This window comes from Tamlana sp. s12 (assembly GCF_016767215.1).
Lineage (GTDB): Bacteria > Bacteroidota > Bacteroidia > Flavobacteriales > Flavobacteriaceae > Pseudotamlana > Pseudotamlana agarivorans.
Window position 1 is genome coordinate 1210661 of sequence record NZ_CP068547.1, and the last position, 13063, is coordinate 1223723.

Below are 13063 nucleotides of genomic sequence, written 5' to 3' on the forward strand. Positions count from 1 at the left end.
TACATGAGCTATAACGATACGCTTGAGTGGATGTTTTCTCAACTCCCCATGTATCAAAAACAAGGAGGTTCAGCTTTTAGAAAAGACTTAACCAACACAGTGCTGCTTGCAAAGCATTTAAATTTTCCTCATCATACATTCAAATCTATTCATGTAGCTGGAACTAATGGAAAAGGTTCTACAAGCCACATGCTTGCTTCAATTTTGCAAGAAGCAGGTTATAAGGTGGGTTTGTATACATCACCACATTTAAAGGATTTTAGAGAACGTATTAAAATTAACGGCCATCCTGTTTCTGAAAACTTTGTAGTCGATTTTATTGCGAAACATAAAGCTTTTTTTGAGTCACATACTTTGTCTTTTTTTGAAATGACCGTGGGTATGGCATTCGAGTATTTTTCAGAAGAAAAGGTTGATATCGCTGTTATTGAAGTAGGGATGGGCGGACGACTAGATTCTACTAATATTATTACCCCCGAACTGTCCGTTATTACCAATATAGGATTAGATCACACCCAGTTTTTAGGAGATACTTTAGAAGCTATTGCTTTTGAAAAAGGAGGTATTATTAAAGAAGGTGTACCTGTTGTGATAGGTGAAACTCAAATAGAGACTGCTCCTGTTTTTGAAGGTTTAGCTAAAGAACGTCATTCTAAAATTGTTTTTGCCGATCAAGAGGTTAAAACTATTTATCCTTCCGATTTGATAGGAAGTTATCAAATAAAAAATATTAAAACCGTAATGCAAGCGGTAGAAGAACTTCGTGAACAAGGTTTTTCTATAACCGAAACACAATTAAAGCAGGGCTTGTTACACGTGGTAAAAAACACTGGGCTTTTAGGTAGATGGCAAATTTTAAATGCCAATCCTAAGGTTGTTTGTGATACCGGTCATAACAAAGATGGACTAACAGAAGTCATGAATCAGCTTTCAAAAGAAGAATTTGAGCACTTGCATATTGTTTTTGGAGTGGTTAACGATAAAGATTTGACGTCAATTGTCGATTTGTTACCTAAAAATGCCACTTATTATTTTTGCAAACCAAATATTCCTCGTGGTTTAGCTGCGACTGACTTAAAAGCTACTTTTTCCGCTTACGGACTAGAGGGGGAGGCTTATAATTCTGTAAATGAGGCATATAATTCAGCTTTAAATCAGGCTAATTCTAACGACTTTATTTATGTTGGAGGGAGTACTTTTGTGGTTGCAGAAATAATTTGAAAATTTTTTTAAAAAAGTTTTTGCAAAGTGAAAAAGTAGTGTATATTTGCAGCTCCTAAGTGATAGGGCGCGTAGCTCAGTTGGTTCAGAGCACTTGGTTTACACCCAAGGGGTCAGGGGTTCGAATCCCTTCGCGCCCACAACGAATAGCAAACTTTGCTATTTTATAACAACATATTGCAGACTAAAGATTTGGAAAGCTTGTAAACACAAGCTTTCCTCTTTAATTTCTAACAATTCAGCGATATGTTATCTACCGAGAGATTTTTTGACACAAGAATTGACACACATAAAAAGTATGTGTCAATGAACTTTAATTTTTATTTGAGAAAAGATGTAAACAAGGCAGGTAAAGCTCCTGTTTACTTACACGTCACTTCTAAAAGAAAACGGAAACGTATTCATTTAGATTTATATGTTGATCCTAATATGTGGGATAAAGAGCAAGCTTGTTTGGTTGGTCCCAAACATGTTGTTTCGGATACTAACCTAATTTTGGATAATATCAAATCCAAAATAACAGATATTAGAACCGTATATAAACTCTCTTCAAAAACATTAACTATTGATAGTTTTATTGATGAATTCACAAACGAAATGCCTCGGCTTAATTTTGTTTCATTCTTTAACCGCGTTTTGGAAGACAGAAAAAACACTATCTCTGTAGCAACATACGCCAAGGAAAGATCTATTTACACTAAACTAAAATCATATAAAAAAGAAATTTTGTTTTGTGATATAGACAATTACTTCTTTCTGAAATTTAGAAATCATTTAGCCGGAATAGGAAATAATCACGCTACAAGAAACGGTAATGTTAAGGTTCTAAAAAAATATTTGCGCATTGCAACTAAAATGGGAATTAAACTAGGTATTGATCTTGATGACATTTCTGTAGGACCTACAACAGGCAATCGTACATACCTTACTTCATATGAAGTAAAATCGCTTTGGTTGTATTTCTGCTCATCATACATACCTAAAAACTTAAAAATAATGCTAGGCTACTTTTTATTTAGTTGTTTTACTGGCTTGAGAATATCCGATGTTTTGAATATTAAGCGACCGTTATTAAAACATGGAACTTATACCTTTACTCATGTTAAAACTAAAAAACAGCAAGTAATTCATTTAAACGAAAAAACGAAAGATATATTAAATAGGTGCCCAGAATTATTCGAAATCTTTTATTCCGAATCTCATATTAATGATAACTTAAAAAGTATCGCTACCCTTGTAAGCATTAATAAAAATATTAGCTTTCACGTGGCTAGACACACCTTCGCTACGAATTTTATTCTATTGGGTGGTAACGTGGTTAAATTGCAGCAACTTTTAAACCATAGCGACATAAAAGACACTATGGTTTATGTGCATTTAGCCGAAGCCGAACGAAATACCGAAATTAATTTATTAGATAAGTTATGGTAACAGACTTAAAGTTTCAAGCTCAACACTCCAAATGCCTTTATGAATAAGGTCTTTATTTATAGACTTTATTATATGCTTATTCTGATATGCAAAGACCTTATTCCTAATTATTATTAAACGTAGGTCCTCTTCAATCATTTTAAATCGCCATTTAAATAACACCCCTTTAATCCTAATGTTCAACCATTCGCTATAATCATTTTCATAAATAGCAGGAATTAACAAGGCTTCAATTTCTTGCGCAGTATTTCCGTTAGTTCCATCAAAAAGAATGAGTTTAAGCTTGGTTTTGTCGTCCACAAAATGATCGGCAGTATTAATACCTGCCTTGTTTACTATAGGTAAAGGAATAGCGTTTATAGGAATTTCAACAGTATCATTTTCGGTTACATATTCATTCAATAAAACATTGTTTCTAGAAATAAACAAAGAATCATACTTGTAATCTGTAGAAGTAATATCTGTAAATTTCAAAACATATGTATCCCCAGAGGCATATGTTAATTGAGGTTTCTCAACCTCATAAGATTCAATACTTTTAATATCGGTCGGCTCTAATTGGTTGCTTATATAATTTAGCCATACCTCTCCAGGTATAGAGTAATCTAAATCTAAGTTTTTCCAATTTTTAATAATAGTTAACAAATCACCAAAATTAAGATCTGGAACAGTTTCGGCTAAATCTATTTTGGTAGGAACAATTAAAGTAGGTTGAAATACACCATTAGCATCATATTCAGAAATTTTTGTTAATGAAACATCAAAAATAACCCCTTCGTCATCTTCATTAACATCAAAATCATGTCGATATCTGGACATGTTATAAGACTCAATTCGTAAATCTATTGCACCTTGTAAATGGTTGAAATTTAAATCTAATTGTTTGTAATAAGTACCTTCATCACTTCCTGAATTTTTACCGAAACGATAAATTAGGCTACTACCTAAATATATTTCAATGTAAGCGTAAACATAGGTTTTTCTTAAATATAGATTACCTGCTAATTTATATCGCCCAAATCCCGATAAAGGAATTGTTTGTTCGTATTTTCCATACCAGGTGTATTTAGCATATTGTTCTTCATAAAAATCAGCCATGACCATACGATGTTCTGTTTTCTCTGTATTAACAACAGAATAATATTCAGAAATCTCAGATAATAAGGCTTTTTTAAAATTAACGTCATTTACCAAATCGCCTTTTAACACGCGACCCGATTGAGCAAACCCAGCCTCTAATATATGCATTAAATAGGGTTGGGGCTGCATAATGTTTCTGTTAATTTGAATGTCATTAACGGCATCATATTCATTTTCAACAAAAGCCCCATTAACATACTTATTTATAACACCTTCAAAGAATTCCCATTGATCGGAATCTAAATCAAATTTATTTGTATGCACCATTACAAAATTATGAGATACATCTGGCCATGTTTGGGTTATAATGCTTTCAGCATACTCATAAATATTAGCAAAAGCCGTTTCGGTAGCAATATCAATCTTTTCTAAAGGGAGATCTCTTAATTTTGTTTTTGCGTTTGGTAACTCTTCATATCCAAAACGTATTTCAACCGAGATTTCACGCCCAATACGATCTACAACTTCTAAAACAGCTTCGTGTATTTCCCCTAAATGGGTGAAATAACCTTCTTCGTAAGTGTCACGATTTCCGCTTGAATAACTTAACAGGTCTCCAAATTTGTCGTTTAATTCGTCGGTAACGGTTAAGGTTATTGGATAGGTTTTTTTTGTTAGAAATCTATCGCTAAACCAATAGTTTTCTTCGGTTGTAGAAATGGCATAGTTAGCCAAATCTAATTCAAATTTAGAACAGGTAAACTTCGCCATCTTTTTTTCTATTTATATCAAATTCTAATACATAACCGTATAACTCTTCGTCTGAATCGTAATTATTAAACTTTTTCGCTTTTGGAACCAGCTCTATATCTGATTCACCGTTTCTAATTAACCAAGCTTTTCCACTATCTATTATAGCATCCACAATAGTTTGGTTTTTTCTGAATATTGCCCCAGTAACCACGGTTAATTTCATAGTTTTAGAACTTGTTACATTTTCGATAACTTTAGTAAGATTTCGGTAATAGGTAACATTTTCCTTTTTAAAATCGGTTTCTAAAACAATATCGCCTGTACACTCTAATAATTCTAAACAGTTAAAACTATTTACAAAGGCAATATGGTTTGAATACTGTCCTTCGGAGATTACCTTATATCCCTTAGAAAATATTTTCCCGTTGCAGTTAATATAAATTCTAACCACATCACCTGGAAGGTATTTAGAGAAATCAAAAAAGTATCTAAAAATATCGTCATCTGCAGCAGAACGTCCAAAAACAGTTTCGGCATCATCATTATTTACTTGTGTTTGCACCGCAAAATAACCTTCGGCAATTAAAAATGAAATAATTTCTTTACTGTTAGGTGTTACCCGTTTAAATCCTTCATTTTTTGAAAGAATACACTTGTTATCGGTAAATTCTAATGGCTTTAATCCAGCTACAAATTGAGTGCCTTCTATATATTTTTCGTAAAGTACCGTGTTGGTATCTTTATTAATTACTTCTACTCCTATATTAACCAGGGCAGGTCTATACACAGGAGCAACGGCGGTTGTAGTTGTTAAGTTTTGATTGAAACCAAAATCTAACAATTCCACTGGTTTGCGAAATAACCGTGTTATTATTTCACCTATATGAAGTTTAGCTTCATCTTGGAAAAATGGTAATAAATAATTGTAATTAAAATTAACCTCGGTAAACGTGGCATAGTTAAATGTTGTAACCTCTAATGTTAAACTAGCTACATTTCTAGTTTTGTCGTTGTTTTCGGCAGATACATTATGCACGCTTAAATAATCTGGTTCCTCGGTGAAATTAATCATTCCATCGTCTAACAAGCTATAAACAGTACCAGCCACTTCATACCTAACAGGTAAACTGTATTCGTTATTATTACTGTCTTTTAAAATAATGTTTCCAGTAAAAAGCCCTTCACTTAAGTTTGATGCTATAATTGGTGTTGCTGTTATTTCGCCTGTTCTGTTACCTGATGTATCCGATAACACCAGCCAAGAAGGAGCGCTTAAAGTAAAGCTACTAAAACCATTAACTAAAAACTTTAAAGGGGTAGCTTCTTTTAAGTTTTTAATAGCAAAAAAACTTAGTTTGTCTTTAGAAAATATAAAGGTATTACTTTCCAATATAGTGATGGCAACCTTTACGCTAGCGCTAAAACCATCGTTATTTACAAACAACATTTCGGTACTAATAGAGCTTCCAAAAACAGTATTTAGTTGCGACGTTGGCACTACATTTAACGTATTGTTGCCTGTACCCTGTAAAATGGTTTGATTTCCTACAGAAACATTACTCACGCCCGATCCTGTAGCGGTTATAATGTTTGAAGACACCATTTGCCAAGTAGATAAAGATGTAATACCTAAGCTTTTTGCTGGAGGTAAAGATCCGCCACGAACAAAAGAAAAGTTTAAACTAGGCAAAGTAGTTTCTAAAACTTGAGGGTTTAAAACGTTAAGCCTAACTTTATAGGTAATAGTTTCTATTAAGACTTCTGCAACTAAAGGGCCGTTTAAACCATAAACGTCAAAATTAAAGAAATCCTCATAAACACCTTCGGTAAATAAACTTAGGTTTTTTAAAGTAATGGTGGTTATTACGTTCAGGTTATTTTCGGTTAACTCGTATGCTAGAGGAAGCGCCGAAATAATATCTCCTGTTACATTAAAGAAATTTCTAGATCTGTTATTTGCTGATATGAATATAACAATCTTCTCGTATAAATCTTCGGGAAGCTCAGATATATAGTTTTTTATTTTAGTTGCAATATTTATTGGGGCAGGTACAGCTTCACCCATTTTATAATACACATCTAAAGGCGTATTTGGATTAAACTCCCAGCCGTTTGTTGAAGGAATATTAGAAGCTCCTGGAGAAAAGACTTGCGGATTTGCTAAAACTATATTATATGCCATGATTATAAAATGTTAGATGGTATTTCTGACGCTTCTTGACTATAAATACCGTTGGTATTAACTAAAGTTATGCTAGAAGATGATAGCCATACTTCAATATTCATGATGTTTGTAATGATTTGAATACGGTCTGAAAACACAACCGATCGACCTTTAATTTTATTGTTTAAATACTCTGTAGCGAATTGATAAAAAATATTTTCGTCTGATGTGATGTATGCCAATACAGGTACTTCAACCAAGGGCGCGCCTTGTATTATTCTAGCTACGGTACCTGTAATGCCAAAAGTAGTATTTAGTGTTGCGCTCCCGTACTTAGCCTCTAATACATCCATAATAATATTACCTATTACATTAGCATTAGGATTGTTAAACACCTCCTCTGATGTATATAAATTGTAAGCCATTATATTCTAGTTTTAGATTGAGATTTATTGTATTTATTTAGGTCGTCTTGTAATTTTTTTAGATTTCTAAAGTCGGTACTCATAACAGCAGTAACCCCATCGTTTAGCAACGCATCTAACAAAATATTGGTTCGTGATAATGTTGCCATTAAAACACCATTAGAATCTGAATTCGATACATTATTATCAAATTTGGGTGAACTTGTTTGACTCTGGTAATAACCATTCTCGAAACCTCTTATCCTTGATATTTCACCATATATGGCATCTTTAACCATAGGATTCATACTTTTCATGGTATTGCCATCTATTATCATTTCTGGGAAGTTTTTACCTCCTTCGCCTGCTAAAAAATATGTAGGCTCGTCTACTATTCCTGTTGATGCTGTGCCTCCATTTTTAGCATTGAATATTTTACCATCTTGAGCTCTTTGCACTGGATAGTAACCATCTTCAAAACCTTTGGCTGGTAGTGGTTGTTTTGCTATAGCGATTCCCTGAGCGATACCTAAGGCACCAACAATACCTGTTAAAATTCCCGCAGCAATACCGTAATCAGATTTATTTACTTGAGCCCAAATTCCCATAATTGCAGTAGCCGTATTTACAGCAACAGACATTAACGCGGCTTGTTTATCTCGTTTAGCTTGATTGTATGCTATTTCGGCTTTTTTACTCTCTAATTCTTTATCCATGGCAGCAATACCCTCGTTATATTGACGTTCGGATATCATGCCTGCGCTTAAAAGATTAGCATGTTTTTGTTTTTTCCTTTCTGTAGACGCCTCAAAATTTTGTAATTCTTTTTGTTGGCTTTGACTCACAAAACTATTATACATTCCCCACGCTTCTGCCATGGCGTTAATGCCCATGGTTATAGAATTAAGTTTTGCAGTGGTAGTATCTAAGTTTTCAAAAGTAATCATCCATTGTTCAGGAGTAAATCCTAAAACATCGGTTTGGCCTCCAATAAACTCTACAGCTTCATCTTCGCCACCTTCACCACGCATAACAGCAAGCAATTGATTTATTTCGGCAAGTGATAAACCTAATTCACTTAATCTGTCTCTAATAGACTGCAGCTGCTCTGCCGATAATATTTCTAGGTTTGCTCCTTCAAAAGATTGGGAAGAATATACTTTTTTGATTTCTTCAAGATGCTCCTTTTCGGCCTCTAATTGCTCTCTCTTATATGCTTCGGTAAGGGTCTTTTTTGCTCTTTGATTATTACCTAAGGCTGTTAAATCATTTAGGTATGTAGTTTCACGCTTTTGGGATTCACGAATAAATTGATCTTCTTGTAATTTTATACTGTTTTCAATCCCTCGTTCTATAATGGTAGCTTTACGTACTTCGTGCATTTCATTTTCATACTCTATTTGGGCGTTAAGCTCTTTGTTTTTGGCTATATAATCGTTTGCCACATTGGTTTTGCCTCCCGATATTGCTGTGTTAATATCTTTCTGGCTTATTTTACCTCCATTTAAATCTTCAACCTTACGGCGGTGGTTGGCTTCCTCTATTTCCTTTTCTCTTTCAAAACTATCTTGAATGAGTGCTAGTTTAGCGTCTTCCGTTGCACGTTGTAGTTTTAATAATTCGGCTGCACGTTGTTCTGCTTCGGTTAAAGCCTGTTCTTTGACTTTTTTATAATCCCCTGAAGTAATTGTTGGTTGCCAAGAGCCGCCTTTATATGTAAAGGAAACACCACCTTCTATTTTTATGTCACCTTCTTTTGGACCACTAGTTTTATCAGAATCTTTATATATGGCATCAACATCCGATTGACTAAAATCATTATCTTTTAAAGATTCTAGCAACAATGCTTGTTGTTCAAGATTCGTTGTTAATTGTTTTCTTATCTCCAAAACTTTAAGAGACTGCTCATATTCCTTTTCTACAGCTTCAGAAACTCTTCCTCCACTCACCAATTCAGGTCTTCTAGTAGCAGCCCTACCTCTTAAGTTTTCGGTAGGAGTAAAGGCTCCTTCAGATTTTTCGGCATTCCTAATCCTTACCTCTAATTCTTTTTCTTGTAAAGCAAGTTCCCTCTCTAGCTCCTTCTGCGATTCTTGTTTTCCTTTTAACCTCGAAGCCAAAGTAGCCGATTCCTCGTCAGCCGCAAGTCGTTTTAAACGGATTTGTTCTTTAACTGCAGCTGTATTTAAATCAAGAGCATTAGTTTCATTGTTGATACTCACAACACTTTCGCCCAGCCTATCACGTAGTAATAATGTAATTTCCTCTAAACGCTCTTTGGCCTCGGTTGTTGGTTCAACACCCTTTTTCGTTAAATCCTCATACTCTGAAAGAAGCGCTTCACTTTCATTAGCTGCACGTCGGTAACTCCTATTTAGTTCGTCGGTAGTTTTAACCTCCTTTTCAAAAGCTTCATCAACGTCCTCAATAGCTCCTATAAGTTTACCAAACCAATTAACAAAATTGTTTAAACCATCGTTAATACTTTTTGAAGAAAAAATACCGATAAGTTTTTTTTGCACCATTTCAAGCGATCCTGCTAAGTTGTTATTTTTTAAATTAAACTCATTAGTAAGTGAAGTCGCTTCTTTTATGGCTTCGTTTGATGTTTTTTGTCGCTGTTCTAAAAGCTGCGTATTACTAGCTAAAGCGGAAAGCGCTTGTACTCCACGAGCCCCGCCAACCTCTAAACCGTCTAATCGCTGCAACATAACCTCTAAACCTACATTATTACCGTTAAGCCCTTTTAAAAACTTAATCATGGCAGCATTAGCATCTGTATTTAATAATTGAGTAAAATCCTTTAAGGTTTCTCCGGCTATATTGGCATAAACATCGGTATTTTGGAACATGTCCATCCATATTTTATTCATGGCTGTGGCCGATACCTCTACGCTTTGTCCAATTTCATCGAAAGTAGCAGCATAAGCTATATTATCTTGAGCAGATAATTTTGCTTGTGCAGCTATCCCTGCCTGACGTTTTAAATAATCCACTAAAAAACCTGCTTGGTTGGCTCCAGATGCAGAAACTTCGTTTATTGCAGATCCCAACGCTAACATAGAATCTTTAAAGTTTTTACCTTCTTTTTCGCCTACTTTGTAAACATTCACCATCTTTCCAACTTCCCGAATAGCCGTTTCGCTTAGGTCATCGCCCAAGGCTACTTTCATTTGGTTAGCTACATCAACAAAGTCTTGAATATTCTGTACACCAGTTATACCTAAACGACCAGCTTCTTCAGCTAACTGCAATAATTCTATTCTAGTTGTACGTGTTTTTAAGGCTCCGAAAGATTTAGACAACTCATCTACTTCCTCACGTGTTAAACCCGTGGTTTTTTGCACGTTACTTTGCGCATCTGCTAGTTGGCCATTGTAATCTATCATTTTTTGAAATGATAACACAACTCCTGTAGCCATAGCAATAACAGACGCACCCATAGCAGCATAACGATTAAATCCATCGGCTACACTACCTATACTTATTCTAGTGGCATTAGCTCTTCCGCGTAGTTCGGTCATACGCGCAGAAACCGCTTGTAGTTCGGCTTGTAGTTTTTTGTATTCAGCCGTTCCAGGAACCATATTACGCAAAGCTAAACGTAATTGAGAAGCTTTACTTTGAAGTTGAGACATAGTTAAACCAGTTACCCCAATTTGTTTTTGGAGCTCGGTCATTTTAGCTTTATTGCTTGTAATGGCTTGGTTATTGGTTTTAATGGCAGCCGTAAGCTTTTTATATTCCTCGCTATTTTTCTTGCCTTGAGCCACTAATTTAGCTTGCTCTTCGCGATATTGTTTGTTTTGGGCTGTTAAATTACGAGTTGACTTTTCAAGCTCGAAAAGTTCTTTTTGAGCTTCATTACCATTTACCACAATGGACAGCTTCATTACTTCATCTAGAATTGTTTTACTCATGGTACAACTTGTATTTAAGCAATATTAGCGCTTGAATATGAGCTGCTTTAAGACATGAGAACACCCCTATAAAAAGAAAAGCACCAACTTGATGTTGGTGCTTTAACTATTAACCCTTGTTGATATGAAAAAAATTCGTGTATGTAAATATACAATAAAAGTTTACTTATTTGTAAATTATCTTAGAAATTTTAATGAACCATTGGTGATTATAGACCCCTTAAAGTGTTATAGGATTAAAAAATTTGATTGTATTTTTTTATCATTTCATTCATGCTATATACATCTTTATCCATATAATATTTGTTGAATTCCTTAAATAACTCTAACCCTTGTGGGTTTTTGTCTGGATGAAATAATTTAGCACCTACCCTTAAAGATGCTTTTAGTTGCTTAATATCTACATAAACAGGTGTCTTTTTGTTTTTTAAAGACATAGCCTTTTCTTTATAAAATCGCTTTTTGTGATCTATTGCAGTGGTTTTTTTAATTAAAACTTTAATGCATTCTATATAATGCTTTAAAAGTTCTTTTTGGTTTTTACTTAACGGATACTCTTCTAACAATAATAAGGTTAAATTGTAATAACTTAAACGGTATTCATTATCAATATTATCGTAATTAAGATAAGGGATGCTGTCTTGTCCAGTACTTAAATATGAGTTTATAACACTTGCCAAAAAAGCCGAATGCCTCCATTTTAATTGAGTTACACAAAATTTATAAACATCGAAAGGGTCGGCTAGTATGGCATCACTTAAATTAATTGTGTTTAAACTATGCGAATAATACTTCCCCGCAGGGCGATTATACATTTTTAAAGTATGCTTTTCGCCTTTTTTTAAATTAGGAAAATATTCGGTAGATTTTCTTACTCTATCCTTATGGTACTGAAAATAGCAATCTATAAAACTTGAAGTATCTATTTTACGATGCTTGCATAGTTGTAAAAATATTTCCCTATCCATGGATATCGTTTCTGCTCTTCGTGAAACTACTTTTTCGTATTCATTAAACAGTAAATGTTTGTAAAATTTTGGATTATCTAAATATCTTTTAAAATTTCTATGAATTGAATATTTAAAGAATTTAAAAAAATCTCCAGATGAAAAAGGATGTTTGCTATCTGTGTTTAACATTTTAGCTTTAATATCTTCTATCATGTATCGTGTTGCTTTAATTTCTTAATGCTCATTTTTTAGCCTTAAAAATGAGCATTAAGACTCTTGTTTAATCTAGCAGATATTCATCTAAATTTTCAAATAACGCTAATTGGTCTACATCTGCATCTGTGTTGATTAATTCCTCAAACCTCTTTTGAACAATTTTTAATTGCGCATTGGTTTCGTTTCTTTGGATTTTAAGTATTTTAATTTTTTCGTAGTACTTAGAAATTAATACTTGTTTTTTTTTAAATGACTCTAATGAATTCATAGTTTTTCGTTGTAAAAAATAAAGAACCCCTCAGAATAGCGCGTCGTAAAACTAAACTGAGGGGTCTTAAATAATATTTTTGCTAGATAGCTACGACGCTATCTTACAAATATATACAAAAAAGTATATAATGTAATTACAATTTACATAATAGTAAATTATTTGTTTACGTCTTCCCTATAAAAATGAATATTATTACCGGGTAATGTTACATATTGGTCATCGTCAACCAACACAAACAAATCGTTTTCTTTTTTCCAAAGCGAACCTTCGTCTACAAAAACGCCTTCGCTACTAAATACATCTATGCTGTTGCGGTAGTACATAAGTCTTGTAATTTAAGGTTAATACGATTTACTTGATTTAAGTCCTCTTCAGATTTTGAAGATAACAAGCCTAATACTGTTTTAAAGTTTTCTAGCACAACCATAAGTTCGTTACGGTCGTCCCTGTTGTCGGCAAAGGGAGTTGTTAACCAGTCGTTAAATAACTGGGTTAATAATTGCTTTTGATGTTCTGGGCAGTGTAATAGTGCCGTGTCTGTAGACCAATTTAGTAGCTCTCTTGCTAATAAACAGCCGTTTGTTGAATTATTTTCTTTAGACATAACTGAAAATATTAAACGCGAAGCTCACCCTATAGGTGTGTCTAAACAA

The 13063-nt window shown here is 33.9% G+C and carries 10 protein-coding genes and 1 tRNA gene; 3 read left to right on the forward strand and 8 right to left on the reverse strand.

Annotation, left to right across the window (positions count from 1 at the left end):
• Positions 1–3: 3 nt before the first annotated feature.
• The 3 genes from JJL45_RS05065 to JJL45_RS05075 all read left to right on the forward strand — a co-directional run bounded on the left by JJL45_RS05065 (position 4) and on the right by JJL45_RS05075 (position 2652).
• A complete protein-coding gene (locus JJL45_RS05065) occupies positions 4–1221 on the forward strand; it encodes a bifunctional folylpolyglutamate synthase/dihydrofolate synthase (protein WP_068602778.1) in 1218 nt (405 codons plus the stop codon).
• A 65-nt stretch (positions 1222–1286) separates the two neighbouring features.
• Positions 1287–1361: transfer RNA gene (locus tag JJL45_RS05070), tRNA-Val, on the forward strand.
• 166 nt (positions 1362–1527) lie between these two features.
• Complete coding sequence (locus tag JJL45_RS05075; RefSeq protein ID WP_202664340.1) at positions 1528–2652, forward strand: site-specific integrase; 1125 nt, start codon at positions 1528–1530, stop codon at positions 2650–2652.
• On the opposite strand, the gene JJL45_RS05080 is transcribed toward JJL45_RS05075, so the two are convergent.
• The 8 genes from JJL45_RS05080 to JJL45_RS05115 all read right to left on the reverse strand — a co-directional run bounded on the left by JJL45_RS05080 (position 2644) and on the right by JJL45_RS05115 (position 13014).
• The gene (locus tag JJL45_RS05080) at positions 2644–4503 is read right to left on the reverse strand and encodes a hypothetical protein (RefSeq protein WP_068602776.1); all 1860 of its coding nucleotides are present in this window, start codon (positions 4501–4503) and stop codon (positions 2644–2646) included. The genes JJL45_RS05075 and JJL45_RS05080 overlap by 9 nt on opposite strands.
• Positions 4481–6667: a hypothetical protein gene (locus JJL45_RS05085; protein ID WP_068602775.1), complete on the reverse strand. Its 2187-nt coding sequence runs from the start codon at positions 6665–6667 to the stop codon at positions 4481–4483. Before JJL45_RS05085 ends, JJL45_RS05080 begins: the two co-directional genes overlap by 23 nt.
• A 2-nt stretch (positions 6668–6669) precedes the next feature.
• Positions 6670–7074 (reverse strand): hypothetical protein, encoded by a 405-nt coding sequence (locus JJL45_RS05090; RefSeq protein WP_068602774.1) that lies wholly within the window; start codon positions 7072–7074, stop codon positions 6670–6672.
• The gene (locus JJL45_RS05095) at positions 7074–10973 is read right to left on the reverse strand and encodes a phage tail tape measure protein (RefSeq protein WP_068602773.1); all 3900 of its coding nucleotides are present in this window, start codon (positions 10971–10973) and stop codon (positions 7074–7076) included. The genes JJL45_RS05090 and JJL45_RS05095 overlap by 1 nt, the downstream gene beginning before the upstream one ends.
• A 236-nt stretch (positions 10974–11209) precedes the next feature.
• On the reverse strand, positions 11210–12136 hold the full coding sequence (locus JJL45_RS05100) for a hypothetical protein (RefSeq protein ID WP_068602772.1): 927 nt from the start codon (positions 12134–12136) through the stop codon (positions 11210–11212).
• A gap of 67 nt (positions 12137–12203) precedes the next feature.
• On the reverse strand, positions 12204–12407 hold the full coding sequence (locus tag JJL45_RS05105; RefSeq protein ID WP_068602771.1) for a hypothetical protein: 204 nt from the start codon (positions 12405–12407) through the stop codon (positions 12204–12206).
• Between the two features lie 158 nt (positions 12408–12565).
• Positions 12566–12733 carry a hypothetical protein gene (locus JJL45_RS05110; RefSeq protein ID WP_202664341.1) on the reverse strand — a complete coding sequence of 56 codons (168 nt, stop codon included), beginning with the start codon at positions 12731–12733 and terminating at the stop codon, positions 12566–12568.
• Complete coding sequence (locus JJL45_RS05115; RefSeq protein WP_068602770.1) at positions 12712–13014, reverse strand: hypothetical protein; 303 nt, start codon at positions 13012–13014, stop codon at positions 12712–12714. Before JJL45_RS05115 ends, JJL45_RS05110 begins: the two co-directional genes overlap by 22 nt.
• Positions 13015–13063 lie beyond the last annotated feature (49 nt).

Excerpts from the sequence above, each read along its gene's own strand:
- JJL45_RS05105 (WP_068602771.1), bottom strand. The coding sequence starts at position 12,407 with ATGAATTCATTAGAGTCATTTAAAAAAAAACAAGTATTAATTTCTAAG.
- JJL45_RS05075 (WP_202664340.1), top strand. The coding sequence starts at position 1,528 with ATGAACTTTAATTTTTATTTGAGAAAAGATGTAAACAAGGCAGGTAAA.
- JJL45_RS05065 (WP_068602778.1), top strand. The coding sequence starts at position 4 with ATGAGCTATAACGATACGCTTGAGTGGATGTTTTCTCAACTCCCCATG.
- JJL45_RS05085 (WP_068602775.1), bottom strand. The coding sequence starts at position 6,667 with ATGGCATATAATATAGTTTTAGCAAATCCGCAAGTCTTTTCTCCAGGA.
- JJL45_RS05100 (WP_068602772.1), bottom strand. The coding sequence starts at position 12,136 with ATGATAGAAGATATTAAAGCTAAAATGTTAAACACAGATAGCAAACAT.
- JJL45_RS05095 (WP_068602773.1), bottom strand. The coding sequence starts at position 10,973 with ATGAGTAAAACAATTCTAGATGAAGTAATGAAGCTGTCCATTGTGGTA.
- JJL45_RS05110 (WP_202664341.1), bottom strand. The coding sequence starts at position 12,733 with ATGTACTACCGCAACAGCATAGATGTATTTAGTAGCGAAGGCGTTTTT.
- JJL45_RS05080 (WP_068602776.1), bottom strand. The coding sequence starts at position 4,503 with ATGGCGAAGTTTACCTGTTCTAAATTTGAATTAGATTTGGCTAACTAT.
- JJL45_RS05115 (WP_068602770.1), bottom strand. The coding sequence starts at position 13,014 with ATGTCTAAAGAAAATAATTCAACAAACGGCTGTTTATTAGCAAGAGAG.
- JJL45_RS05090 (WP_068602774.1), bottom strand. The coding sequence starts at position 7,074 with ATGGCTTACAATTTATATACATCAGAGGAGGTGTTTAACAATCCTAAT.